The organism is Enhygromyxa salina (assembly GCF_000737335.2).
GTDB classification, from domain to species: Bacteria; Myxococcota_A; Polyangia; order Nannocystales; family Nannocystaceae; genus Plesiocystis; species Plesiocystis salina_C.
This window is the reverse complement of sequence record NZ_JMCC02000073.1, coordinates 45677-69938: the sequence shown is the minus strand read 5'-3', so window position 1 is coordinate 69938 and position 24262 is coordinate 45677. Positions and strand designations below refer to the sequence as shown.

Here is a 24262-nt window from a genome sequence, read left to right as displayed (position 1 = left end):
CAGTGGCAAACATCGGGTACATCCAGGTCGTTCGGCACTGCAACCATTTTTGCGGGTTCTGCTCCAACCCAACGACCCCCTACTCGCACACCTTCGAGTCCATGAAGGTGCTCGTCGACGACTTCGTCGAGCGTGGCTATTTTGGCGTGATCCTGACCGGCGGTGAGCCAAGCTTGCACCCCGAGCTCCCGAAGATCTGCCAGTACGCCAGCGACAGCGGCCTGCACGTCCGCATGATCACCAACGGCACGCGGATGGCCGACAAGAAGTTCGCCAAGGCCATGGCCGACGCCGGCCTGAAGATCGTCCACGTGTCGATCTACTCGGTCAAGGAAGAGGTCGAGGACATCCTGCGCGGGACCCCGGGGACCCTGCCAATCGCCCTGCAGGCGCTCGACAACGCCGCGGAGTTTGGCATCGACGTCAACATGAACTGCGTGATCAACAAGCTCAACGCGGATCACCTAGACCTCAACATTCGCTACTTCATCGAGCACCACCCGTACATTCGCCACTTCGTGTGGAACAACCTCGATCCTTCAATGGGCCGGGCCGAGGTCAACCAAGATCAGTACACCCCGCGGCTCGCCGAATTCGAGCTCTCACTGCACCGTGGCTGCCGGTTGCTGCAGCGCAGCGGTCGGACCTTCCGAATCGAGAAGGTCCCCCTGTGCTACATGACCGACTTCGCCTGGGCCAGCACAGAGACCCGCAAGATCGTCAAGTCCGAGGAGCGCATCGTGCATTTCCTCGACGATAAGCAGACCGTGCGGCAGCGCGAGTGGGGCCACAAGTACGCGCCCGCGTGTGAGCAGTGCTCGCTGCGTTCGATCTGCGGCGGCGTGTTCGACCGCGGCAACGCCTACGATCCAGCCGAGCTCTCGCCGGTGTTCGTCAGCCGCGACGCGATCGTCGAGACGATCCTGCGCGACCCCACCGATCCCAGCTTTGGCAAGCTGACCCTCGACGAGTGGAAGGACAGCTTCGACGGTCCGCCGGTCGCCGCCAACAACGACAGCGATCTGCCCCCCGCCAGCATGCGGGGGGAAGGGCCCACCGTCGGCGCGGTGACCGACAAGAGCCGCAAGCTGTTCGAGGCCAAGCGCCGCGCAGAGGGCAAGAAGGCCGAGAAGTCGGGGGTCTCGCTCGAGAACACCAAGCTGATCGAGCGGGCGCTCACCAACGAATAGAGCCTCAATATTCTGCAATTTGAATTGCAGTTTGGTCGTGAAGTGACCATGCGGCGCTCACATGACTCCGCTTGGTCATATGTCTGGATGCGCGCGCAATAAGTGATACTTTCCGGCGATGCGTCGGTACCCCTGGCCCCTCGCGGCTTCCCTGTCTTTGCTCACGCTCCTCCCGCTCGGCGCCAAAGCTGCCGAACCTGAAGTCGAGGCACCCAGCACCGACCCGCTGATCTCGAGCGGCACCCCGGCGCAGAACTGTCAGTGGCCCACGACCGTGCTGATCACGAGCAACGGCAACCTGTGCTCGGGCACCCTCGTCCACCCCCAGATCGTGGTCACGGCCGCGCACTGTCCCACCGTCAACCAGGTCCGCTTTGGCGAGTCGATGGGCAACCCCGATCGCTCGGTCGGCGTCGACTTCTGCATGCGCAACCCGGCCTGGAACCCCAACGACAACAACGGGGTCAACGGCGACGACTATGCGTTCTGCAAGCTCTCGCAGCCGGTCAACGACGTCCCAATCACGCCGCCCATGTACGGCTGCGAGCTCGACATGCTCACGCCCAACGCCCCTTCGATGATCGTGGGGTTTGGCGCCAACCAAGGTGAGAGCGGGGCCGGGACCAAGCGCTGGGCCGAGACGATCATCCAGACGCCGGTGCTGCAGGGCAGTGAGATCGTCGCCGTTGGTCAGGTTGGATCCGCTGCGTGCGGCGGCGACTCGGGCGGTCCGGCCTACTTTCAATTTCCCGACGGCAGCTGGCACGCGTTTGGGATCGTCTCGGGCGGTCCGCCGTGCGGTCAGGGGGCCGACACCTACTCGCTGATCCACCGCGCGGTGCCCTTCATCGAAGAGAACTCCGGCGTCGACATCACGCCTTGCCACGACGTTGACGGCACGTGGAACCCGACCGCGGCCTGCGGCGGGTTCGCTACGGATCCAACCAACAGCGCGGTCTCGTGGAACAGCGGCTGCTCGACCCAGCTGTCGAGCCTGAAGTCCACCTGCGGGCCGGCGTTTGGATCGCCGCCCGACAACAACCCGCCGTCTGTCGCAATCTTGGATCCAATCGATGGCGCCAACATTGTCCCAGATGAGCTGCTCGACATCGTTGTCGACGCGCAGGATCCAGAGTTTGGGGTCGTCAACGTCGCGCTGCTGATCGACGGCGAGCAGGTCGCGACGGACAACAAGGCGCCGTGGGTGTTTGCCAACGCCAGCTTCCCAACGGGGACCTACAGCTTGGTTGCGATCGCCGAGGACTTCTCCGGCAACACCGCCGAGTCGGCGACCGTGACGATCATCGTGGGCGACGGCGGCGGCGATGGTGATGGCGATGGCGATCCCGGAGACGGCGACGGCGACGGCGACGGTGATGGCGGCGGCGGTGAAGACAGCGACGGCGAGACGGGGTCCCCCGACACGGGCTTCGATACGGGCTTCGATACGGGCTTCAGCACCGGGCCTGGGGTTGGCGACGGGGACAACGGGTGCGCGTGCGCGACCGATGCCCGCAACGAGGGTGGTGGGGCGATTGCGTTCGGGCTTGGGCTGTTGCTGGTGGTTGGGCTGCGTCGCCGATCCTGAGCGGTCGGGGCGAGTGAGACCAGGGCCTGGCTCAGCGCCATGGCAACGCGTTGTGCAACCAGTCGAGCCGCGCGCGCCATGGCTCTGCCCGGGCCCAGCTGCTCCGCCAGTAGCTCCTGCCTGACAGGCGTTGATCGACGACGAGCACGTCGAAGTGCCCATTCGCCGTGGGGGTCGCGATGAGCCGCACGAGCTTCCCCTCGTTTGACCAGGACACGCCGCTTTCACGCTCGAGTACGAGCTCGTGCCGCGCGTCCGTTGGACCCCACGCAATGACAAGATCATCTCCACGCGCGAACAGATCGGCGCTGTCGTTGCGATCGAGCGCGTCGCACTCGTGGGCGAGCGCGCCGTCGAGCATGCACGCATTCCGGGCGGGGCCCATCCAGCGCGCGAGCGCTTCGGCCTCCACGCGGCGGGCGTGGCTCAGGTGTTCGAGGCAGCCTGTGTCGGCGGTGGCGACGAAGCCGTCGGGACAGGTCGCGCCGCGCCAGTCGATGTCGTCGAGCTCGCACTCCGCGAGCATGGCTCCCTCGAGGTCGGCGTCTCGGAAGCTGGCGCCGGTCAGCCGCGCTCCCACGAACACCGCGTCCCGGAGCGTCGCCCTGCTGAAGTCGGCGTTCATGTACAATCCCGCTTTGACGATCAGCCCCGGGGCGCGTGCGTCCGACAGATCGCAATCAGTCATGACCGCGTACTCCAAGCTCATGCCGGGGCCCAACAGCGGTCCATAGGCAACGCTGGGGTCGCCGCCCCCAAGGGGGTGTTCTGAGGCGATCTGAGCGTCGGTCAATGGGACGCCACGCCAGTTGGCTGTCGCGCCGATGTTGCCGTCGAGCCAGCCCCACATGCGCACCAAGCCTAAGTTCGACACGGCCGCCATCATCGTCAACACGACCGCCACAGGCGCACACGCGCGCAGCAGGCGTGCACCCCATTGCCACTCGCGGCCGCCAGCATTTTGGTCGCCGAGCCACGTCGCGAGGATCGGAACCGGCAGCAGCAGCTGCACGGCCGCCGTCAGGGACAGCGACCCTGCCACCCACACGCTCACGCTCAAGGCCCCCGTCAGAGCCATGCGGGCGATGACCAGGTTGGCGACGATGTTGAGCAGCATCGCCCACGTGCGGAGCCGAAACAGGCCCCACACGTTCCAGGCCATGATCCCCGCTGCGATCAGGGTCGGCACCATGCGGGAGGTGATGAGCATGGTCCGCGGATCGGTGAACAGGAAGCTGCCCTGTGTCAGCGCCGAGAACATCAGCGTCTGCGCGTCCGCGAAGGCCATGATCAGGGCGAGCAACAGGAACCCGCGAAACGCGACAGGGGTGAAGGTTGCGTCGCCCTCGCTCACGTCGAGGCCCCGATCTCCAAGCAGGCTCAGCACGCGCGCGCAGCTGACCGCGATGATGATCTGCGACGCGGCCCCGAACACCCCTCCGACCGAGAGCGCGAGCAACAGCGCGACGATCAAGTTGGACACCGCGATTGAGCGAACGAGCACCTGCGCGCGGAAGCTGGGGCGAGTGACGAGTCGGGCTGCCCAGGCCAGCATGACGATCGGCAGCAACACAGCGGGCGCGATCCCCTGGAACTGCGGCGCGGTGTCGGTGAGCCACGCGTACAACAGGACATCGGCGGGGATCAGTCCAAATGCCGCCATCGCGACCACAAACCAGCGCCTGGCCCGGACTCGCACGCGCACGTCGTCGCCGCTCCGCGCCGCCCGACGCTCGGCGATCCGCGGCGCGAGGTCGGCAAAATCTGGGAGCGTGGCGGCGCCAGGTTGGGCGCCCGATCGGGTCTGTGTAATTGCTCGTTCGTAGCTCATGGGGCCCTCAGTTTTTCGTTCGCGCGGCGGTTGGAGTCTTCGAAGTGACTGCGGAGCTTGGCCTCCGCACGCTTGGTTCGGCGCGAGAGCGTGGCCATCGACACCCCGGCCAGGACCGAGGCCTGCGCGAGCGGAAGCTCTTCGAGCACCCGCAGCACGAAGGCTTCGCGCAGCTTTGGGTCGAGCGTAGCTAGCGCCTCGCGCAACCGGAGCGCGAGTTCGTCGTGCTCCCGCCGCTCCCCCGGGGCTGCGAGCGCACGCGGCTCGAGGGCCTCGCCCTGCCTGCGCAGGAGGCCGCCTCGCCGCTCGCGTTTGCGCAGCTCGTTGCGCCAGAGATTGAGCGCGACCCCATGCAGCCAGGGCGCCGCCGTCGAGGTGCCCGAGAAGCTGACCTCGCCCGCGAAGGCCCGCAAGAAGCACTCTTGCAGCAGGTCTTGGGCGAGCGCAGGGTCACCGCAGAGGTGCCCAAGCCGTCGAAGTAGGCGCGGAGCCTCGCGTTCGTAGATCGACCGCATCGCCGCCGGGTCGCCCGCGATCGCGGCTCGCATCAGCTCGACCTCCCGGCTCACTTCGGGGACAGCATAGACGGCCCCAACGCCAGCCTCGAACGCGAGGCTCTCCACATCGACGTCGGATGCGAGTCGCGTCATCGAGACTGAGTGTCGCCACGCTCGATGAATTTGCAGCTCGACCCGTGCTTGACAACAGATAAGCCACGGCTTATCTGTTGTCCGTGCCGCGCGCGACCGGGCTCGAGGACAAGATCTTCCAAGCGCTAGCGGACCCCAGCCGCCGGGCGATCTTCGAGTCGCTCACCCGCGGCGAAGCGGCGGTCAAGGACCTCACTGCCCAATTCAACATCTCGCAGCCAGCGGTCTCACAGCACCTCGCCACTTTGAAGCGCGCAGGTTTGGTCACCAGTCGACGAGAGGGACGCCTTGTCCACTACCGCGTCGAGCCGCGTGGAATGGAGCCCCTCATCGATTGGATCGCGCACTACCGTGCGTTCTGGACAGAGCGCGTCGATCGCCTCGAACAACTGCTCGACAAGATGGACCAATGACACCTATCGACACGACAGTCCCATCGCAGAGCGAGTCAATCTCGTTTGAATTCGATCTGCGTCATTCACCAGAGCGAGTCTGGCACGCGCTCACCGACCCCGTGCTGCTCAGCGAGTGGCTCCTGCCCATTGTCGAGCCCGCGCTCGCGCTCGAGCCGGGGACCGCGTTCACGTTCAAGACCCAGCCGCACCCGGGGTGGGACGGGACCGTGAACTGCCGGATCCTCGCGGCCGAGCCGCCTCGGAAGCTGAGCTACGCGTGGGTTGTCGGCGACATGGAGCTGGACACCGTGGTCACGTTCACGCTCACCCCCACCCCGTCGGGCACCCATCTCTCGCTCGTGCAGTCGGGCTTCAAGCCGGCGCAGAAGCAGAACTTTGGCGGCGCGCGCTACGGCTGGAAGCTGATGGGCGGGAAGCTCGTCGACTTGCTCGACAAGGATTGGCGAGCTGAGCCATGAACATTCTGCTGTGGGTACTTCAAGTGCTGCTCGCCCTGCACACCGTCACGGGTGCGGTGTGGAAGTTCTCGAATTCGGAGCAGATGATACCTTCGCTCGACGCGATGCCCCACGCAGTCTGGCTGGCGCTGAGCGTGATCGAGCTACTTTGCAGCGTGGCCCTGATCTTGCCAGCCTTCAACAAGCGCCTGGCCAAGCTGGCCCCGATCGCCGCAGGCTGCATCGCCGCCGAGATGCTGCTGTTTGTCGCGTTGCACGTCTGCTCCGGTGACCCGAGTCACGGTCCCATGATCTACTGGCTGGTCGTGGCTGCCATCTGCACGTTCATTGCGTACGGCAGGCTGGTCCTAAAAAGGCCGAACGGTAGTTGACCCCTCACAGACCTCGGCCTTCGCCGAGGTCTCTGTGGGGGTGGTTACTTGCTACCGTTACCCATGCCGAACATTCGTACCGGCCTGTCGTCACCCACGGGGCTCGGGCCCCGCGCGAGGGCTTGGCGCGCAATCCCGGTGGTGCTCGTGTTCTTCGCCGGCTTCTTCGGCCTGTCTTCGGGGGTCGAGGTGAGCGAGCGCGAGCTGAGCGAGGTCGGCTACTGGGCGAAGGCCTACTACGCGCTCGGCTTGTTCGTGGTCGGCGGCGTCGACCTTGGCACGCCCCACGGCGGGCCGCCGATCTGGCGCGGGGTGCTGTGGGGAGCGTACTTTTTTGCGCCGGTGATCACCGCGAGCGCCGTGGTCGAGGCCGCGCTGCGGATCTTGAACCCGTTCGCGCGTCGGGTCCGACGCATGCGCGATCACGTGATCGTTGGCGGGGCGGGTCGGCTCTCGCTGCTGTACATCAAGCGCCTGCGCGAGCTCGACCCAGACGTCCACGTGGTCGTGCTCGAGCGGGACCCCAACAATCCTCGGATCAGCGAGCTCGAGCACGCCTACAAGGCGCTCGTGGTCATCGGCGACATCCGCAGTGACGAGGTCCGCGACGCCGTCGGCATCGCCCGGGCGCGCCGCGTGATGCTGCTGACCGGCGACGACTTCGTCAACCTCGACACGGCCTCGCGGGTCTTGATCCGGCGCCCCTGGTTGCGCGGGCGGATCGTCGCGCACGTGGCCGATCTCGCGTTCATGCGCGCGGTCCCAGCCGAGGCGATCGACGGCGGCTACGAAGCCTTCAACAGCCTCGAGTCCGCCGCGATCCAGCTGGTCGAGCAACGCCTGATCGCTCGGTTTGGGGCATCGACCCACCGCGACCTGGTCGTGCTCGCCGGGTTTGGCCGCTTCGGTCAGACGGTCCTGCATCAGCTGCAGACCCAAGCCAGCGAGGCGTTTGGCACGATCGTGCTGGTCGATCTCGAGGCCAACGCCAACGCGCTGAAGTTCGCCGAGAGCCCGGGGTTCTGCGATCATCCCCGCCACGTGTTCGAGGGCCACCTTCGGCACCCAGCGATCTGGCGGCAGATCGACGAGGTGCTCGCGGGCGACGTCGGGGATCCAGTGATCGTGGTCGGGACCGGCGACGAGGGCACCAACTTTCACGCCGCGCTGGACCTGCGCCGCCGCTACCCAACTGCGCACATCACCGTGCGCAGCTTTGGGCACTCGCCGTTTGCCACGCAGGTCTCGGCCAAGACGGAGCTGCACCCGTTCGTGCTCGCCGAGCTGATCAGCCGCAGCATGCCCCAGCGGTGGTTCGCGGAGTCGCCAGACTGATCGGGGCTGGCCGGTCGCACCGCCGGACGGTGTAGACTACCGGCTCGAAGAAGCTTGTCATGCGACTGCGACCGCTCTGTCCACTCTCGACGATCTTGGCTCTCACCCTGTTCGGGTGCTTCGAGGATCCGATGGTTCCTCCCACGGGTGCGGACGAGACGGGTGAGGACGAGACGGGCGACGGTGATGGTGATGGTGATGGTGACCCGGGTGACGGCGACGGCGACGGCGACGGTGATGGCGATGGCGATGGCGACGGTGACGGTGACCCCGAAACGTGTGAAGGGGGTCCCTACCCGGTCAACTACGCCGATCCGATCATGCTCCTGGCCGGCGCCAACCCGCAGGGACTCACGCTCGGTGACGTCGATGGCGACGGCGCGCTCGATCTCGTCTCGACGAGCTACGACGACCACGAGCTGCGGGTCTACCTCGGCGCTGGCGACGGCAGCTTTGGCGCTCCGGTGATCACGATGCTCCCGGTCGAGACCTTTCCTTCGGCGGTCCACGGCCAGGCGATCGCTGACGGAGTCTACGATGTCGTGTTTCGAGCGTACACCAACACGACCGTGCTGGTCCGCATGCGCGGTGACGGCAGCGGCGGGTTCAACGACTACGAGTCGCTCGATGCCCCGTCACCGTTGTTCGCGCTTGGCCAGATGAACGGCGACGCGACGATCGACATCGTGTCGCCCAAGGCCGCGCTGACGTACATGTTTGGCGCATCGTTGCAAGAGAGCTACCTGCCCGAGAGCCCGATCGTGAGCGGCGCCCCGTGGGGCGCCAACCTTGGCGGCGTGGCGATCGGCAACTTCGACGAAGACGAGAGCAACGACGTCGTCGTGGCCGCGCTCGGGCAAGTCTACGTTGCGATCAACTCGGGCATGGGCATCGTCGCTCCAGGTTCACCGCAGACGTTCATGGGCGCGGCCAGCGACGTGGCGATCGGCGACGTCGACGGCGACGACCACCTCGACGTCGTCGTCACCACGCTCGGCGGGGGCTTCGACGCGGGACATCTGTTCTTTGGCGATGGCACTGGCGCCCTGGGACCCGACGTCGAGATCTCGGCCCCGTCTGCACCCACCAGCGTCGCGCTGGGCGACATCGATCTCGACGGGCGCGACGACGTGGCGATCGTTGGCGGCACCACGATCGCCGCCTACCTGTCCACGGGCACGGGCTTCGGTCTGGCGATCCAGGGTGTGTGTCAGGGTCAAAACCCCAAGCAGGTCGCGATTGGTGACCTCAACGGCGACTGCGTGGGCGACGTCGCGACAATGACCGACGCTGGCATCTGCATCATGATGTCGAGCGCGCCCTGATCGTGTCTGCTCGCCCCCCACTGGCGACCCGCCGCGGTCGGCAACGTTCACCCTACCGCGGCCCAGGTGGCAGCCGCGGCCCACAGCGCACGCGGATCGGCTCCCGCAGCGCGCGACGGGCCGGCGGGCCCTCGAAGTACATCTCTTCGGGGTCCTCGGTCCCGCGGCGCCTGTGCAGCACCCACTCGGCAGCGACCGCCGCCATGTGATTGCCGTCGAGATCGGTGATCGGCACCTCGCCCGGAGCGTAGTGCAAGAACACCCCACCGTCGGCGCGCACGCCCGGCTCGCTCTGCATGTCGGCGAGCTCCCGCCGCAGCTCTTCACAATAGGCGAGCTCGAAGGGCGGGCTGAGGTAGAGATCGAGCGTGTCCCCCTGACCGCGCATGGACGTGACGACCATCAGCTCTTCGCCCTCGGCCAGACCTGGATCGTAGTAATACGCATATGCATACATCTTGTACGAATAGACCATTGCCATGCTCAGGCGAAAGTCATTGGGATCAACGCGATCCGTGGGCGCGAGCGGCTCGCTGAAGTGCAGGCGGAGGTGCTCGCCCTCGCCGAGCAGCTCCGCCTCTGTCAGCGTGGGTCCTTGCCGGGGCGCCGCAGACTTGCGCGCGGCCTTGGCCTGGCTGCGGGTCTGCTTGGCATCGCTCGCCTTGTCGGGACCAGGCGCCACCGACCCAATGTTCGCGCTTGGCATCGAGCACGCCAGCCCCGAGACCCCCAGAGTAGCCGCACCAACTCCCAATAACTCGACCAAAGCGGGCACGCGCGCGGGGGAGGGACTCGTTGGCATGATCGCAACAACGACGCGCGAGTTGGATTGATCTTTCACATTCAACCCAGCGTCCCGCTCATCGGGGACCCGGCGGAATTGCCGGCCCACACTCGATCCGCACCAAGCCCTGCCCGGCTCGCTGCGCCTGGGATTTCGGGACCTCCCGACGGCTCTCGGGCGCGTCGCCTCGCCCGGCCACGACCCAATCGGCGCCAAAATTCTGGAGCGCGGTGCCGCCCGTATCGAGGATCGGGATGGCTCCGGCCGCGTAGTGCAGGAACAGGGCGGTCTCGGCGTGGGCGCCCGGCGGCGCGTAGCTGTTTTGATAGTCGAGCTGCCGGCAGTAGTGCTGCGGCACCGCGGGCGCGAAGTACAAATCAAGCTCGAGCGTGCCCGCCTGCGCGCTCGTGAAGCGCAGCATCTGGCCGTAGGAGCGGTACCCAAAGTCGTAGTAGTAGGCGTAGGAGTAGCCCGCCCGCGGGTTGATGTAGACGCTCAACACGCTGACGCGAAAGTCGTTGGGATCGACCTCGCCGAGCGGCGCGATCGCTTCGCTAAAGTGCAGGCGCAGCTGCGACGCTGACAGCTGCTCGGCGCGAACGATCTGAGGTGGACCCGGGTCATCGCCGCGCGTGCGCGGCTTGGGCTTGGCGACATCGGCCGTGGCCGGCCCCTCTGCCTTGGGCGGCTTCGGAGGCGGCTCGACCACGATCGAAGCCGAGACCCGGGGGACACACGCGATCGCCAAGACCGTGCTCCCAAGCGCTCCCCAGCCTTGCTTGAGCGTGTCCACCGCTGCCCACCCTAGCGAGAAAAGCCCAGCTTCGCCAAGGCCACCTGGGCGCGCTCGATCCCACCGCCGAACAGCGAACCGCGAAACACCTCGATCCGGCCCCCGCCGGGCGGCCGCAGGAACAGCGCGGGCGCCGAGCTGCCGATCAACATGCCCCGCCCCGCGCGAACCTGGGCGACCGGAGCGATCGCTGTGCCGCGAGCGTCGAGCACGGTCCCGCCCGCACGATCGACCATGGCGATGGGCCGGAGGTCCGCCCGCTTGCAGCCAAGTCGCCGCTGCCGCAAGGCCAACGCCGCGCGGCAGACCCCACCCGCGAGCGCAGCCACGCCACCGAGCGCCAGCGCTCCCCACCACGACCCCCCAAGGTTCGCACCGGACAGGGCGCCGAGCGCCATGACGAAGGCGTTGATCAACGTGATCCCAGCGACGCCGCCGCTCACGGCGGCCGCGATGCCCGGGCCGCGGGTGCGACGATCGAAGAACCACACCCGACCCTCCACCTCGACGATCTCGAAGCCAGCGTTGGCTGCGATGATCCGTGCGCTTCGATCGTCGGGATCCACCCGGCGAGTGTGGCAGCGTTGTGCGTCGCCGCCAAACTGACGACCCGCCTGCACGACGGGGGTGAGGAAGCTGATCCGCGCGGCCTCCAGAGTCGGCGACGACAAGCTGACGATCCTTGGGACAACACCACGATCGAACGCACCCGCCTCGGAGTTCTACGCCGAGTTCAGCGATGCGGATTTTCGCCGAGTCCTACATGGCGCCGCTCGGTCGCGCCGCGGCGCCCCCGTCGACGGCGCCGCCCCAAGCGCGGGCGCGAGCAGCGATCGAGTGCCACTAGCACCAGTACATGTTCATTCGCGAGCGCGCTTACCGAGCGCGCCTTCAATGGCGAGTGCAAATGCTCGTCGGCGCGCGCCCGTGCCCGACATCAGCGGTCCCCCCCTACTTGGGCTTCACGCAGGCTCTAGCCTAGTCTAGCAGCACGAAAACCATGCGTGGTGAACGCAATGGGCGCATGCATTTCGCGCAGACAGTCACGTAAGTTTCAGCCCGTGAATTTCTTGGAAAAAAGATGAGCTAATCGTTCTAAATTCCGCGACCCTATACATACGAGGTACGAATGAGCAAGACCACACAGATCAGGGATCAAATGCGCACGATGATTGCCAACGACCTCGCGCCACTGCTCGGCGCCGACGTTCCGATCGAGGTCCAGCGTGGCACGCTCGACGCATTGGGCTCGCAAGCGGAAATACCGACAGGGGTCCTGGTCGAGCGGGACACCTTTGGCGGCGTCGCGGTCGAGCGCCTCACCCCCTTGTCGCGCGCGGAGCGAGTCGTGATCTACGTCCACGGCGGGGGCTACTGCTCAGGCTCATGTGACTCGCACCGGGCGTTGGCCGCACGCGTCGCCACCGTCTGCCGCGCACAGTGCATCGTCCCGGAGTATCGCCTCGCACCAGAACACCCGTTCCCTGCGGGTCTTCAGGATCTGATGGCGGTATATCGCGCCTTGCTCCGTCAAGGGACCGCAGCAAGTCAGATCATCTTTGCCGGAGACTCGGCCGGCTGCGCGCTCATGGTGTCAATGGCCCTGCTCGCCAAAGACACGCACCTGCCCCAGCCCCGGGCGATCGTGATGCTCTCGCCGTGGCTCGATCCAACGCTCTCGGGACCAACCATGACGTCGCTCGCCGACGTCGACCCATGGATTACGGCGGCCGGGTGCGAGCTCATGGTACGGGCCTATGGGGCCAACCCCGAGTTGGCGTTGGCCTCGCCCCTCAAAGCCGACCTCCGGGGTCTCCCGCCGATCTTGATCCACGTGGGGGGGCAAGAGATTCTGCTGTCGGACTCGACCCGCTTTGAGCAACGCGCCCGAGCGGCAGGCGTCGACGTTCGCGTCGACATCTACGAGGATCTCTGGCACGTCTGGCACTTCTTCGCGCCAGCGTTGCCCGACGCCAACCAAGCTCTCGAGGCGATCGGCGAGCACGTGGAAGCCTGGTTTGGCGACGCGACGGTGCCCGCGGCCGACTTCGACCCTAGGCCACGTTTGGCGAACGGCTAGAGCTCGGCGAACGGAAGGACTCAGGAGTTGGGCTCAGCTACTGGGCTCAGCTCCTGGGCTCAGCTCCTGGGCTCAGCTCCTGGGCGCAGCGCCTGGGCTCAGCTACCTGCAGCAGGGATCGGCACGAACTCGTCCCACCCGCGTCGGCGCAGGTAGTTGCCCCACACGCCCTCGCAGACGCTGTCGTACTTGCAGGTCTTGCACTCCGCCCGCTTGTGCCGGGCGCTCTCGTCGAGATCACTGCGCCGAATCTGCACGAGCTCGCCAGCTTTGCCGCCGGTTCGCTCGCCCAGGATCTCCTGGCTCAGCAGCCCGTGCGTGTCCTCGTGCTCGTAGTGGACGTACGCTTCGACGTACCCGCGGTTCACGTCGGGCATGCCCTCGGTCGTGCACAGCGGGATGTCGACCAACACTGCGTTGATCGGATCCTCGCGCTTGCCTTGCTCGGCCAGGAACTCGCGCGCGACGGCGGCGATCTCCAAGTAGGTCGGAAACAGCAGGTCGAAGTACGTGTCGGCCCGCCCGTTCGCCTGCATGATGTTGAAGACGACCTGGTCGACGCCGTGTGAGCGCAAGAAGCGATAGATCTCGCCCATGTGCGGGAGGTTGCGCCGGGTGATCACCGTGCTGGTGTGCAGCTCGATCCCGTAGCGCTTGAAGCTGGCGATCATGTCGAGCCCGCCAACGGTCTGCTCGAAGCAGTCGGGCGTGCGGGTGAGGCCCTCGTGGAGCTTCTTGGTGTGGCCGTGGATCGAGATGTAGAAGCGGTTCATGCCCAAGGCCATGAGCCGCCGAGCGAACTTCTCGTGGCTCAGCGCGCGGCCGTTGGTCATCATCGAGATGCAGCGCGCGCCCGCGTCCTTGGCCATCTTCACCCAATGGTGCAGCCGCGGGTTGGTGGTGGGCTCGCCCGAGGTGAAGCAGACCTCTTCGAACTGCTCGTGCTGACTCAAGATCCACGTGACGGTCTCGTCGGTGGTCTGCGAGTTGGTCACGTAGCGCTGCTCGCGATCCTCTTCCATGCAGAACACGCAGTTGTTGTTGCAGACCGCACCCGTGAGGATGTGAACCCGCGCGGCGCGACTGGAGATCCGCTGGGCAACGGTCTCTTCGGAGCTCGGCTCCGCCGCTTCAGACTGCGTATGGGCTGGTTGATCGAGCATGGACGTTGAACCTCAAAACCAAGCCAAAGGCGGACACAGGTACCTGCATCCGCCTGTTGTTTTCAGCTCGGGCGAGGGCTTCTCGCCCGCTTGCGAACACACTCGTAGACTGGTTCACCTTGGGCAGCGAGCTGGTTTCAGCTCGGGCGTCTCGCTGGGGCAGCGGCCTCACCAGCTGCCGTGGGAACCGTGGCTGCCGTGGCTGCCGTGCGAACCGTGCGAGCCGTGGCTGCCGTGCGAGCCGTGCGAACCGTGGCTGCCGTGGCTGCCGTGCGAACCGTGCGAGCCGTGGCTGCCGTGCGAGCCGTGGCTGCCGTGCGAGCCGTGCGAACCGTGGCCAGGATCGCCGGGTGCCTCGAACATCGCGACCGAGCGCGAGGTGTCAGCGAAGGCGACCGCGTTGTCAGAGATCTCGCGCTGTTCCGAGTTGAGCAGAGGGCTGGCTTTGCGCCCAAACACGGGAAGCTCGAGCTCGACGGGGTTCTTCGGATCGTTTGCCATTTTTAGGGACCTCTTCAGGAGTTAGACTGAAGGATGCGCTCGAACACTATCACGAGCGGTGGGCCCTTGTCGTGATTTGATCGGGACCTGGCGCACAGATTTTTGGACGAAGTCGCAAGAGCGTCGCACCTGTCGCCGGTCGGGCCGATCCCCCAACCGACAGTGTTTTCAGCGCGGGCCTGGTCGGCGACAAGCCAACGGCGCCCACTTGGGCGCCGGGATAGCCGCAGTTGCGCGGCTCACGTGAGCGGTTGGGACAGTCAGACTTCCGCTTCCGCGGCCTCGAGGGCGGGGGTCTGTCCTGGATCCTGAACGAAGTGCTCGCGCGGCCGAATCGTGGTCCAGCGCTCGAAGATGGCCATGACCTCGGGGTCGTTCTCAGCCAACTTCTCGAACAGGTAATCCTGGATACCCTTGTGAACGGCGCACACGTTGTTATCGCGCATGCGCCCAAACACCGAGCCCTGGGCCTTGTAGTTGTAGGCCGCGTTCGTTCCGCAGTACGGGTTGTAGGCGCAGTTTACGCAATCCGGCTGCTGATCGAGGTTGGTGGCGATCACCATCGCGCGGATCGTCTCGTGTCCGACGATCTTGCGATACGGGGTGTCGACGTCGCCCAGACAGAAGGTCTGATCCTGGGTGGCCGCGAGCATGCGGCCCTCGTCGCAGCTGTAGACCTTGCCGTCGTAGCTGTACGCGAGCTGGCCGATCCCGGCGCCGGCCGGGTTGCGGTTGTCGAGGAAGTTGGGGTCCTCGCCGCGCAGCATCTTGGTCAGGAAGATCGCCGCGTAGCGCTCGAGGATCTCGACGCCCTGCTTGTTGAGCTCGATCATGTAGTCGACGGACTTGCGATAGAACTCGAGGTACTCGCCGCGCGGGTACTCGAGCCGCAGCCGCGCCCGCTCGGCGAAGCCGAAGGGATCGACGGGCCGCAAGAAGATGGTCTTGCAACCCAGCCCGACGTAGGTGTCGACGACCTCTTTCCACTTTCCGAGCGTGGCCTTGGTCGTCGTGAGCAGGGCCTCTACGTGATAGAGCGTCGGGTCGAGGCCGATCTCGATGTAGGCCTCGTTGACCCGCTTGATCCAGCCGGCCGCGGCCTGGAACGCGTTGTGGCTGACCGGCAGCTTGCGCTGGGCGTTGTGCAGCTCCTCTGGCCCGTCGATGCTGGTGCACAGCTGGACCTTGTTGGCCAGCAGGTACTGCAGCTTCTCTTCGGTCAGCAGCGCGAAGTTCGAGACCATCGTGAACTCGAGGCGCTTTTGGATCTCTTTGTTGCGCTCGGTCGCGTACTCGATGATCTCTTTGACGACTGGGAAGTTGACGAGCGGCTCGCCGCCCTGGAACTCGATCGTGATGAACCCGTTGGTGCTCGACAGCGCCAGATCCACGGCCTTGCGCGCGGTCTCGATCGACATGTCGGTGTCGACCTCGTCCATGTTGGCGCGCGAGGCATGGCAGTACACGCAGGTCTCGTTGCAGCGCAGCGTGACGACCATGACATGCAGCAGCGGCCCGCCGTGGACGAAGTACTTGCGCGCCTTGACCCGCTCGGAGGCGGCCTGGACGTCGTAGTTGCTGCGCAGGAAGTTCTTGTCGAGCAGGCGCTCGTGCAGCGGCGAGTCGGGCGTGGACTCGCCGCGGGCGAACTGCGTGAACTCCTCGACGGTGAGGATCAGCCAGTTGCCCTCGAGGTTGGTGATCAGGATCGCGTCGTCGCCGATCTGGCGCCAGCGAAAGAATGCCTGAGTACCAGGGCGGGGTTTGATCTCGGCGAGGTTGATCGGCTTCATGTCATCACTCGTTTGGTTTTTTGGGGGGGAGTTCAGCTGACGCCGCCGCGGTCGACGGTCAGGCCCAGGACGAAATTGCCGAACTCACCGATGATCTGGCGGGCGGCGGCCTCGTGCTTGGGGGTGACTTGCACGACCCAGTGCGCCTCGGTCTCGGTCAGCGCAAAGTCGGCGAAGCGGCTCCAGGTCTTGACCGCCTCGTCGACGGCCTCGCCTGCGTAGACGTCGCGCGCAAAGCGAAGCTCGGTCACGCCGAGGCCTCCTCGGCGTCGGCCTTGGCTTCGTCGGCCCCAGGCTCACTGGCGGTCTTGGCCTTGGCGTCGGGGCTGGGCCGTCCGTGCTTCTCTTCCCACGACTGCGCGATGCCAAGCGGATCGTCGAGCGCCTCGTCGGTGAAGTCGAAGTCGGCGAGATCGTCGAGCGAGGGCTCACCCATGGCCCCGGCGATCGCCTGGACGGTCACGGTCTCGATCGCCACCCGGTTGTCCTGGGTGACCTGGTGCCGCCACGTGCACGACAGCAGCTCGTTGGCGAACTCGCCAACGAGCTGGCGCAGGGCTTCGGCCTCTTCGACAGACTGTTTGGCCGACAAGGTGATCCGATAGCTGCCGGGCGCGGGACGATCGATGAACACGTAGCAGCGATCGATGAAGATGTAAGACGCCCCGTACACGGCCTGCAGCGGATACAGCTCGCTGTCGACCGTCATGCTCACCGAGCGATCCGTACCGGAGGCGGAGGCGATGGCGTCGGGGATGTCTGTGAATGAAATCTGATTTTCGCTGCTCATCTGAACTACCCGTCGGGGTCAAAAGTTCGCGGGCGAGGGTAACAGCCGACCCGTCGCATGTCTCTGGAGTTCGGCAAAAGTTCGCTGCCCAGGGTGAACCAGTCCACATGGGTGTCCGCAAGCCCTCGCCCGAGCTGAAAACAGTTCGCTGCCCAGGGTGCACCCGTCTACGAAAGCGTCCGCAAGCGGGCGAGAAGCCCTCGCCCGAGCTGAAAACAGTTCGCTGCCCAGGGTGAACCAGTCCACATGGGTGTCCGCAAGCGGGCGAGAAGCCACTAGCCATCCACTCGAACGCGCAGCAGCCACTGGTTGCTCGCGTGCGGACCGACCTCGTGGCGAGCGATCACCGCCAGGCCAAAGCGCTCCATAAACGGCTCGAGCACCCGCGCAGCGTCGTTGGAGCTGTCGTTGCGATAGTGCTCGAACGCGGCTCGAGACCGCTCCGCACGCTGGGTCTGGTCGCGGGTCCGGGCCAGGCCAAACGCGACGTTGTCGACGATCGTCAGCGTTCCGCCCGCGCGGATGCGCGGCAGCAGCTCGGCGAGGATCTTGTCCGGCTCGCGCAGGTGGTTCCAAGCGCGCAGGATCAACACGTGATCGAAGCGACGCTCGGGCTCGAGCTCGAGCTCCTCACCACCGGTCTGGCGCAGCTGCGCCCACGGCCACCGCTCGCGCAGCGCTGCGATCGCACCCGCGTGGGGATCTACGCCCAGGTAGTTGATCGTCCCGGCGGTTGCGAGCGGCGCGAGGATGTCCTCGTAGGGGCCCTCGCCGCAGCCAAGATCCAGGATCTCGCCGCGGAGCTGCGCGAGCACCTCGCGGACCTTGGTGTCATCGCGGGTGAACACGTCCTCGAACAGCGGCTCGAACATCCCGGTGCACGCGCCAAAGCTGGGACAGCCGTCACACAGCGGGCTGCGGACCAGCTGCACGAGGTCGCGGGCGAAGTCGTCGGGCGCGGGCTTGGTCGAGACATCGAGGTACAGCTGACCGAGGTCGTGCTTGATCTCGATGATCTCTTGGTCGGAGAAGTCGCGGCTCTCGGCCCGGAACCTGGCGACGCGCTTGCCGTTGCGGACGAACAGATCACGACCGCGATCCCAGGGTGTCACCCCGAGGCCATTGACGAGCGGACACTCGGTGTGAGTCGAGCCTTCGAACCCGACGCTGACCAGCTTCTCGAGCTTGTAGTTGTACGAATTCGAGCGCGGGCGATCCCGGTGCGGGTGGACCTCGGTCGCGCCGTAGACCTCGTGGTAGCCCTTGTAGAGCCCTGGACACGGGCCCCGCAGCGCGCACGCGTGGCACGGCGTGGCGTGGGTCTTGTTGAGGTCGTCGACCGGGAAGAAGTCGGGCTCGCCGACCTCGATCATGGTTCGATACGCGTGGGTCTTGAGATCGTCGAAGCGATCTTCGTAGCCCGGCATTAGACACAGCGGGATCGCCCCATGACTGAAGCTTGGCCCGGACTGGCCGAGCGCGGCGACCCGACGATCGCCGTACTCGATCGCCTGCATCACGCGCTCGGCGACCAGCTCGACCCGCGGCATCAGGTGGTCGAACAGCTTGTCGCCGCCGCCCTTGGGCTCGACCATCGAGAACTTGACCCCGACGTCGGGGTACGGAAGCAGCGCGTCGACGAGCCCGATCAGGTGCTCGACGTTGTGGCGGGTGACCACGCAATTGACAGCGAAGTCGAGGCCGCGGCCAGACAGCTGCTCGACCGCCTTGTAGGCCGAATCGAACGCGTCGCTGCGGACCATGAGGTTGTGGATCTTGCGGGTCCCACCATGGAGCGACAGGTACACATAGCGCAGCCGCCGAGCGATCAATTTTTCGACCAGCTCGGGATACGCCAGCATCTGCCCGTTGGTGACCAACCCAAAGTCGAGGCCCAGCGACGCGGTCAGCGAGGCCCAGTGAACCAGCTCGGGCCGGATGGTTGGCTCGCCACCCGAGAGCACGACCATCTCGTGACCGAGCTCGGCGGCGCGGCGAATCTTGTGGTCGACCTCCGCGGTCGATCCTTGGATGTGACGGACCTCGAGCGTGTGGCAAAACGAGCAGTGCTCGTTGCACGCGTAGCCGACCTTGATCAGCGCTTTCGTGCCGCTTCGAGATCCCGGCAACACTCCCAACGCACGCGTCCGTTCGCGCTCGCTCGCTTGGCCTGGGCTACTCACGTCCGCGCAGTGTAGCGGAGGGAGCCGGGGCTCAGTGGGTCGCGTTCTTGGAGCGATCGCTCAGCGCGCGGCCGGGGCGATCCCCGCGGTCCCCCGCATGCACCAGGAACCCCCGCCCTGCGCTGATTCGAACGATGGGCAAGCTGACGAAGGACGACGCGTGGGATCAGCGCGAACTGACCGCGAGCTGCGAACTCACTGATCACAGAGGCATCGCCGCGCGACCCCAAAGACCACGCTACGCCCACTGGTGGGGCGACCACGCCGACCGACGGTCCTCCCACTCGAAGGCCGCTCGCACCCCACGCAAACACCCGAACTACCCAATGGTCGGGGCCCGCTCGTGCCGCTCGAAATTCGAGGTCCCGCCCATGAACTTTGCTTGACGCGGAGGGCCATGCCGGGCTAGCGTCGATTCCGCTGGAGTCCCATGACGTACGAGCAATCGACCTTTGAGCGTAACTTGATCGGCCGTCGTCAGGCCCTCTGCACCCTCGCCGGTATCACGACGGCTGTCGCTGGCATTGCCCTGGTCGGAGTGGGCACGGCCCGCGCCGCTGGCTCGGCTGCCGACGTCGGCGCTGCCGGTGCACAGCCTGCCGCGGACACCGTGACCGCGCAGGAGGCCGTCCAACAGATCGAGTACGACGCCGCGACGGCGCGCGAGCTCGCAATGGTGGAGGCCTTGATCCCGGCCGGCCTCGACATGGGCAACTGGTCAATCGAGAAGGTTCAAGCGCCGCGGCTCGGCGCGATCGCGGTGGTCATGCGCACGCCCAAGGGCGACGCCTTCCAGGTCGACATGCTCCGGCGTGACGCGAGCGCAGCGGGCCTCGCGGACACCAAGCACTTCAGCCTGTTCATCGCCAACAGCGGCAACGGCTCCAAGTCCACGGACGAGTGGCAGGCGCGTGGTGTCAAGGTGCTCGCGCACCACATCTCGCGGACCGAGCGAAGCGGCGCGCCGCTCCCCGAGCTGATGACCTTCGCCCAGCGCGAGCGCCAGCATCCGTTCGGCAACTACGGCATCCTCGGGTAAGCTGAGCCGCCCCCAAGCGGGAGGGCCCTCCTCCCCGCTCGAACAACACAACGCCGGGCCTCGCTCGGCAACCATCCACGGCGGGCCTCGGCTCGCCGTTTGTATCTCGACAAGTGCCGTCTTCAGCGTCCAGGGCCATCGTCCGACTGAGCTTCGCCTGCGACAACGCATGTGTCTTCTGCGGGCAAGACGGTCGCGCTGACGCGGTCGAGATCGGTGAACAGCAGCTCGTGCAGCTGCGCGAGCACCACGACGAGCTGAGCTTCGTCGGTGGCGAACCGGCCCTCGATGCTCGCCTGCCCGGCGCGATCGAGACGGCGCGCGCGCTCGGCTTCAGCGCCGTTGGACTGCAGACCAACGGCTGGGCGCTGGCCACCCAACCGGGCCTGTTCACCGCGCTCGTAGAAGCGGGCCTGACGGATCTCCACCTGTCGATCCACGGCCCCAGCGCCGAAGCCCACGACTTTCACACGGGTCGCCCGGGGAGCTTCGCCAACTGTCTCGAGCTCCTCGCGCGTGGGCAGCGGGCAAACCTCAGCGTGGTCGTCACCACGATCGTGACCCGCTCGAATCTTCGTGAGCTGCCCAAGATGCCCCCGATGCTCAAGCGTCGCGGTGTCTCGGCGTGGTTGCTGCAACCGGTTCGCCCCTACGGCCGCGCCGCCGATGGGTTCGCGCGGATCGTTCCGCGCTTTGGCATGGCCATGCCCTGGGCGCTGCACGCCCTCGAACAAGCCCGACGCCACGCGCTCTCGGCCTGGATCCGTGGCGCCCCGCTGTGTTCGCTTGGGCCGTTCGCCGCGGCCGCGCTGCCAGCCGAGGCCGGCTCACCGCCGGGTGTCTACGCGGCCGCGTGCGCCCAATGTCCCGCGAAGCCGCGCTGTGCTGGGGTCGATCCGGCTTACCTCGAGGTGTTTGGCGGGAGCGAGCTGCGGCCCGGACCGGCGCGGCCGATCAGCCCCTTCGATCACGGCCGCCAGAAGCTCATGCGAATGTTCGTGGGTGTTGGCGAGCTCGTCGAGCGGCCTCCGCAATTGCGTACACCCGTCAGCCCCCAAGCTGGTGATGAGGCTGGCGGCGAGACCAAGAAGTCACTGCGGCTGCCCGTGCTCCCGAACGACAGCGGCCCCACCGATCCCGTGCCCTGATGACATCGTCCACGCCCAAGCTCGCGCCGCGTGATCTGACGATCCCCGAGCCTGGCTCGACCACCGCCCGCGACGCGCTGTCGGGCTCGATCCGCAAGGCGATGCAGGATCTGATGCGGCTGACCGCGGCCCCGGATCCCGAGCTGCGCGCGTTCAAGCCCACCCTCAAGCGCTTGTTGTCCGAGTCCCCTGGCGCCGTGGCCAGCGTGCTGCGATCACCTACGGTCTCTGGCTTGCTTCGTTGCCTGCGACGGCGCGCCCCCGAGCTCGACTTCTCGGCTGGGGTCGCCGAGCTGCTCGCAACCATTCACACCGACCTCGCGCTTGCGGGCGCCCTGAGCCAACCGGTCTCGCAGCGGCGCCTGCCCGCGCGGATCGTGAGCCTGCCGGCTCGCCGGGTCGTCACGATCCCCCCGCAGATCGAGCGCGCCGAGTTTCGCAACCACGAGCTGGTGTTGATCGGGCCCGCCGGCCGGACAACGATCGCGCTCGAGCAGGCCGCGAGCGACGAGGCTGCGTTCGTGAAGATCACCGATCAGCTGTCGCTGGCCTGCGTCGACAACAACCCCCTCGCAATGTCCGAGGCCCACCCCGACAAGGCCGGCAACAGCCTGGACCTTGGCGGCCGCCCGGCCAAGGCGTGGGCTGACACGCTGGCCAGCGCGCTCGATCTGATCGGCCGCTACATGCCCGCGCTGCGCGGCGAGATCGATCTCTACCTGCATCAGATCGTCCCGGTTGGCTACGACGAACACACGCACCTCTCGGCCTCGTATCAAGAGGTGATCGGCACGGTCTACATGACCTTGCACCCGCAGCTGATGACCATGGTCGAGGCGACAATCCACGAGTTCCAGCACAACAAGCTGCACGCCCAGCTCGAGCTCGATCCGCTGCTACACAACGCCTTCCACCCGCTCTACGGCTCCCCGGTTCGTCCCGACCCGCGTCCACTGCAGGGGGTGCTGCTGGCGGTCCATGCCTTCGTTCCCGTCGCGCGTCTGTATCAGCTGATGCGCGAGGCCGGTCATGAAGGTACGGGCCGGCCCGACTTCGAGCGCCGCTACGCGCAGATCATCAAGGGCAACCATGAGGGCGCGAGCGTGTTGCTCGAGCATGGCCAACCAACCGAGATCGGCCGTGGGTTGCTCGACGAGCTGCGTCGCTGGGACGCGCATCCGTGGTGAACACCCACTGAGCTGGACGGAGCCCCGACGGGGCGGGCCTCGCCCGAACCAAAGGCCCCGAGCCAAAACCCCGAGCCAAAAAAGAGGGCCCCTCGAGAGGGGCCCTTTTGTCGGTGGTTGGCGTCGGACTAGTTGTCGACGCGCTGAACCGCCAGCTGGTAGTGGTTGCAGGTCTTGTCGTTCTGAACCCGGAACACCCGGATGTACACCTTGCTCGGCCACGCCACGTCGTTCTGCGGCGCCGGGGCGGCGTGGTTGTCGAAGAACCACCACTCGCGGCTTGGAGGAGCGCCGACCCCATACTGGGTCGCCAGGCTGCCAGCAAAGGCCACACCCTGGCACGAGCGGAACACCTCGAAGCGGTAGTCGTTGCCCTCGTTCAGCGCGAAGCTGACCCGAATGCTGCCAGTGTTGGGCCGGATGCCAATGGCGTCGTTCTCCTCGAAGTCGACCGAGTACCAGTCCTCGCGACCGTTGCCGATGAGGTTGTCGATCTGCGGGATGGTGCCGATCACCGCGTTCTGCAGCTGCTCGCTCTCACCGATTGCGCCGAGGTAGCCTTGCGGTGCGTTGGAGCAGGCCGCGAGGCTGCTGGTCCGCGAGGTGCCTTGGCACTCACAGCCGTTGTTCACGACTTCGTCGAGATCGTAGTACTGCTCCACGCAGCCACAGATCTTGCAGCCGTCTTGACCCGGAGCTGGCGGATCGCAGCACCACCCGCCCTGCGGCGCGACGTTTGGCGCGACGACGCCCATCGGCGGGCACATCTCGCTGGGTGGCGCGTTGTCGACCTCGCCAGCGCAGTTCTCTGCCAAGCCGTTGCAGATCTCTTCTGCGTCGTCGAGACCGACGTTGGCGTTGCCATCGTCGCAGTCGGGGCCCGGCTTCATGGGGCCGTACTGATCGCAGCCAACCCAGACGCCGTCGTTGTCGTTGTCGGTACAGTTGGCGCAGCCATTGGGCGTGAAGACGTTGAAGTCAGCGTCGTCGCAGTCTGGCCCGGGCTTGTTCTCGTCGAAGGTGTCGCAGCCGACCCAGTAGCCGTCGCCGTCGTTGTCTGCACAGTTCGCGCAACCGTCGACGGTGTGGTTATTGAAGTCGCTGTCGTCGCAATCCGTGCCCATTGGGCAGTTGTTGCCGAAGCCGTCCTGGTCGAGGTCGAGGCACTCGCCGTCGCCGTCACCGTCGCCGTCCCCGTCGCCGTCGCCATCACCGTCGCCATCGCCGTCACCGTCGCCAGGGTCGCCGTCACCATCACCGCTATTGGTGTCGCCATCGCCATCGCCATCGCCCATCGAGCTGTCAGCCGTCTCGTCGGCGGTGTCGCCCGTGTCGGAGCTCGTCGACGCCGAAGTGCTGAACGTCGTCGTCGCATCCGCAGTGACGTCGTCGTTACAGGCGGTGCCAACCAGTGCGAGGGAGAGGATGAGGCTAGTGGGGAGCGTGCGAGAAACCATGGCGTGGACGTCCAGTTAAGCCGAAGGGCCGGTTCTACTCATACCAGAAAGTCGGCGCTGATAGGTCGCGATTCTCGATCGAATCCCACGCCCGAGTCGCTCCGATAGCGCTGTTCACGCTGTCGGGTCATGAACTCGCGGGTTCGCGCCTATACGGCGACGCAGACCCGCCCTGTGAGA

23 protein-coding genes are annotated in these 24262 nt (G+C 66.3%); 11 read left to right on the top strand and 12 right to left on the bottom strand.

What is annotated here, in order from left to right:
- Nucleotides 1–2: 2 nt before the first annotated feature.
- Together DB30_RS25780 and DB30_RS25775 are read left to right on the top strand one after the other, a co-directional pair.
- Nucleotides 3–1190, top strand: a complete 1188-nt coding sequence (locus DB30_RS25780) for a radical SAM protein (protein WP_165703946.1) — start codon at nucleotides 3–5, stop codon at nucleotides 1188–1190.
- 118 nt (nucleotides 1191–1308) lie between these two features.
- A complete protein-coding gene (locus DB30_RS25775; protein WP_146660608.1) occupies nucleotides 1309–2778 on the top strand; it encodes a trypsin-like serine protease in 1470 nt (489 codons plus the stop codon).
- Between the two features lie 31 nt (nucleotides 2779–2809).
- Here the strand turns inward: DB30_RS25775 and DB30_RS42840 are convergent, their stop codons facing one another.
- A complete protein-coding gene (locus tag DB30_RS42840) occupies nucleotides 2810–4609 on the bottom strand; it encodes a pentapeptide repeat-containing protein (RefSeq protein WP_052553673.1) in 1800 nt (599 codons plus the stop codon).
- The gene (locus tag DB30_RS25765) at nucleotides 4606–5259 is read right to left on the bottom strand and encodes an RNA polymerase sigma factor (RefSeq protein ID WP_052553670.1); all 654 of its coding nucleotides are present in this window, start codon (nucleotides 5257–5259) and stop codon (nucleotides 4606–4608) included. Before DB30_RS25765 ends, DB30_RS42840 begins: the two co-directional genes overlap by 4 nt.
- Before the next feature lie 83 nt (nucleotides 5260–5342).
- Between DB30_RS25765 and DB30_RS25760 the strand changes: the two genes are divergently transcribed.
- The 5 genes from DB30_RS25760 to DB30_RS25740 all read left to right on the top strand — a co-directional run bounded on the left by DB30_RS25760 (nucleotide 5343) and on the right by DB30_RS25740 (nucleotide 9164).
- A complete protein-coding gene (locus DB30_RS25760; protein WP_052553728.1) occupies nucleotides 5343–5672 on the top strand; it encodes an ArsR/SmtB family transcription factor in 330 nt (109 codons plus the stop codon).
- Nucleotides 5669–6133 carry an SRPBCC family protein gene (locus DB30_RS25755; RefSeq protein WP_052553668.1) on the top strand — a complete coding sequence of 155 codons (465 nt, stop codon included), beginning with the start codon at nucleotides 5669–5671 and terminating at the stop codon, nucleotides 6131–6133. Before DB30_RS25760 ends, DB30_RS25755 begins: the two co-directional genes overlap by 4 nt.
- A complete protein-coding gene (locus DB30_RS25750) occupies nucleotides 6130–6504 on the top strand; it encodes a DoxX family protein (protein WP_052553666.1) in 375 nt (124 codons plus the stop codon). The genes DB30_RS25755 and DB30_RS25750 overlap by 4 nt, the downstream gene beginning before the upstream one ends.
- 63 nt (nucleotides 6505–6567) lie before the next feature.
- Nucleotides 6568–7839, top strand: a complete 1272-nt coding sequence (locus DB30_RS25745; RefSeq protein WP_146660603.1) for an NAD-binding protein — start codon at nucleotides 6568–6570, stop codon at nucleotides 7837–7839.
- Nucleotides 7840–7970: 131 nt separating this feature from the next.
- The gene (locus tag DB30_RS25740) at nucleotides 7971–9164 is read left to right on the top strand and encodes an FG-GAP repeat domain-containing protein (protein WP_165703945.1); all 1194 of its coding nucleotides are present in this window, start codon (nucleotides 7971–7973) and stop codon (nucleotides 9162–9164) included.
- Between the two features lie 52 nt (nucleotides 9165–9216).
- On the opposite strand, the gene DB30_RS25735 is transcribed toward DB30_RS25740, so the two are convergent.
- From DB30_RS25735 to DB30_RS25725, 3 genes are all read right to left on the bottom strand, one after another.
- Nucleotides 9217–9846, bottom strand: coding sequence for a hypothetical protein (locus DB30_RS25735; protein ID WP_052553659.1), 630 nt, complete (start codon nucleotides 9844–9846; stop codon nucleotides 9217–9219).
- Between the two features lie 178 nt (nucleotides 9847–10024).
- Nucleotides 10025–10741, bottom strand: a complete 717-nt coding sequence (locus DB30_RS25730) for a hypothetical protein (RefSeq protein WP_052553656.1) — start codon at nucleotides 10739–10741, stop codon at nucleotides 10025–10027.
- Nucleotides 10742–10752: 11 nt separating this feature from the next.
- Nucleotides 10753–11412 (bottom strand): hypothetical protein, encoded by a 660-nt coding sequence (locus DB30_RS25725; protein ID WP_052553654.1) that lies wholly within the window; start codon nucleotides 11410–11412, stop codon nucleotides 10753–10755.
- 458 nt (nucleotides 11413–11870) lie between these two features.
- Between DB30_RS25725 and DB30_RS25720 the strand changes: the two genes are divergently transcribed.
- Nucleotides 11871–12821, top strand: coding sequence for an alpha/beta hydrolase (locus DB30_RS25720; RefSeq protein ID WP_052553651.1), 951 nt, complete (start codon nucleotides 11871–11873; stop codon nucleotides 12819–12821).
- Between the two features lie 98 nt (nucleotides 12822–12919).
- Here DB30_RS25720 and hxsC4 read toward each other — a convergent pair whose 3' ends face one another.
- The 6 genes from hxsC4 to DB30_RS25690 all read right to left on the bottom strand — a co-directional run bounded on the left by hxsC4 (nucleotide 12920) and on the right by DB30_RS25690 (nucleotide 19251).
- Nucleotides 12920–13984, bottom strand: coding sequence for a radical SAM protein HxsC4 (gene hxsC4 / locus DB30_RS25715; RefSeq protein WP_052553649.1), 1065 nt, complete (start codon nucleotides 13982–13984; stop codon nucleotides 12920–12922).
- A gap of 168 nt (nucleotides 13985–14152) precedes the next feature.
- Nucleotides 14153–14485, bottom strand: a complete 333-nt coding sequence (locus DB30_RS25710) for a hypothetical protein (protein WP_052553647.1) — start codon at nucleotides 14483–14485, stop codon at nucleotides 14153–14155.
- A 260-nt stretch (nucleotides 14486–14745) separates the two neighbouring features.
- Nucleotides 14746–16278 carry a His-Xaa-Ser system radical SAM maturase HxsB gene (hxsB, locus tag DB30_RS25705; RefSeq protein WP_052553646.1) on the bottom strand — a complete coding sequence of 511 codons (1533 nt, stop codon included), beginning with the start codon at nucleotides 16276–16278 and terminating at the stop codon, nucleotides 14746–14748.
- A 32-nt stretch (nucleotides 16279–16310) separates the two neighbouring features.
- A complete protein-coding gene (locus tag DB30_RS25700; protein ID WP_052553643.1) occupies nucleotides 16311–16529 on the bottom strand; it encodes an HxsD-like protein in 219 nt (72 codons plus the stop codon).
- Nucleotides 16526–16987, bottom strand: a complete 462-nt coding sequence (hxsD, locus tag DB30_RS25695; RefSeq protein ID WP_240480327.1) for a His-Xaa-Ser system protein HxsD — start codon at nucleotides 16985–16987, stop codon at nucleotides 16526–16528. The genes DB30_RS25700 and hxsD overlap by 4 nt, the downstream gene beginning before the upstream one ends.
- 356 nt (nucleotides 16988–17343) lie before the next feature.
- Entirely contained in the window at nucleotides 17344–19251 is a 1908-nt protein-coding gene (locus DB30_RS25690; RefSeq protein ID WP_146660601.1) for a radical SAM protein, read from the bottom strand.
- A gap of 430 nt (nucleotides 19252–19681) precedes the next feature.
- Here DB30_RS25690 and DB30_RS25685 point away from each other — a divergent pair, with 430 nt between their 5' ends.
- The 3 genes from DB30_RS25685 (at nucleotide 19682) to DB30_RS25675 (ending at nucleotide 22625) form a co-directional block, all read left to right on the top strand.
- A complete protein-coding gene (locus DB30_RS25685) occupies nucleotides 19682–20290 on the top strand; it encodes a hypothetical protein (RefSeq protein WP_052553637.1) in 609 nt (202 codons plus the stop codon).
- Between the two features lie 113 nt (nucleotides 20291–20403).
- Complete coding sequence (locus DB30_RS25680; protein WP_146660599.1) at nucleotides 20404–21438, top strand: radical SAM protein; 1035 nt, start codon at nucleotides 20404–20406, stop codon at nucleotides 21436–21438.
- Nucleotides 21438–22625 (top strand): HEXXH motif domain-containing protein, encoded by a 1188-nt coding sequence (locus tag DB30_RS25675; RefSeq protein ID WP_052553632.1) that lies wholly within the window; start codon nucleotides 21438–21440, stop codon nucleotides 22623–22625. Before DB30_RS25680 ends, DB30_RS25675 begins: the two co-directional genes overlap by 1 nt.
- A gap of 128 nt (nucleotides 22626–22753) precedes the next feature.
- Here DB30_RS25675 and DB30_RS25670 read toward each other — a convergent pair whose 3' ends face one another.
- On the bottom strand, nucleotides 22754–24082 hold the full coding sequence (locus DB30_RS25670; RefSeq protein WP_052553631.1) for a hypothetical protein: 1329 nt from the start codon (nucleotides 24080–24082) through the stop codon (nucleotides 22754–22756).
- Nucleotides 24083–24262: the final 180 nt, after the last annotated feature.

Bases quoted from the DNA above. Each gene is read 5' to 3' on its own strand.
- DB30_RS25775 (WP_146660608.1), top strand. From the start codon at position 1,309: ATGCGTCGGTACCCCTGGCCCCTCGCGGCTTCCCTGTCTTTGCTCACG.
- DB30_RS42840 (WP_052553673.1), bottom strand. From the start codon at position 4,609: ATGAGCTACGAACGAGCAATTACACAGACCCGATCGGGCGCCCAACCT.
- DB30_RS25765 (WP_052553670.1), bottom strand. From the start codon at position 5,259: ATGACGCGACTCGCATCCGACGTCGATGTGGAGAGCCTCGCGTTCGAG.
- DB30_RS25755 (WP_052553668.1), top strand. From the start codon at position 5,669: ATGACACCTATCGACACGACAGTCCCATCGCAGAGCGAGTCAATCTCG.
- DB30_RS25750 (WP_052553666.1), top strand. From the start codon at position 6,130: ATGAACATTCTGCTGTGGGTACTTCAAGTGCTGCTCGCCCTGCACACC.
- DB30_RS25745 (WP_146660603.1), top strand. From the start codon at position 6,568: ATGCCGAACATTCGTACCGGCCTGTCGTCACCCACGGGGCTCGGGCCC.
- DB30_RS25740 (WP_165703945.1), top strand. From the start codon at position 7,971: ATGGTTCCTCCCACGGGTGCGGACGAGACGGGTGAGGACGAGACGGGC.
- DB30_RS25720 (WP_052553651.1), top strand. From the start codon at position 11,871: ATGAGCAAGACCACACAGATCAGGGATCAAATGCGCACGATGATTGCC.
- hxsC4 (WP_052553649.1), bottom strand. From the start codon at position 13,984: ATGCTCGATCAACCAGCCCATACGCAGTCTGAAGCGGCGGAGCCGAGC.
- DB30_RS25710 (WP_052553647.1), bottom strand. From the start codon at position 14,485: ATGGCAAACGATCCGAAGAACCCCGTCGAGCTCGAGCTTCCCGTGTTT.
- hxsB (WP_052553646.1), bottom strand. From the start codon at position 16,278: ATGAAGCCGATCAACCTCGCCGAGATCAAACCCCGCCCTGGTACTCAG.
- hxsD (WP_240480327.1), bottom strand. From the start codon at position 16,987: ATGACGGTCGACAGCGAGCTGTATCCGCTGCAGGCCGTGTACGGGGCG.
- DB30_RS25685 (WP_052553637.1), top strand. From the start codon at position 19,682: ATGACGTACGAGCAATCGACCTTTGAGCGTAACTTGATCGGCCGTCGT.
- DB30_RS25675 (WP_052553632.1), top strand. From the start codon at position 21,438: ATGACATCGTCCACGCCCAAGCTCGCGCCGCGTGATCTGACGATCCCC.
- DB30_RS25670 (WP_052553631.1), bottom strand. From the start codon at position 24,082: ATGGTTTCTCGCACGCTCCCCACTAGCCTCATCCTCTCCCTCGCACTG.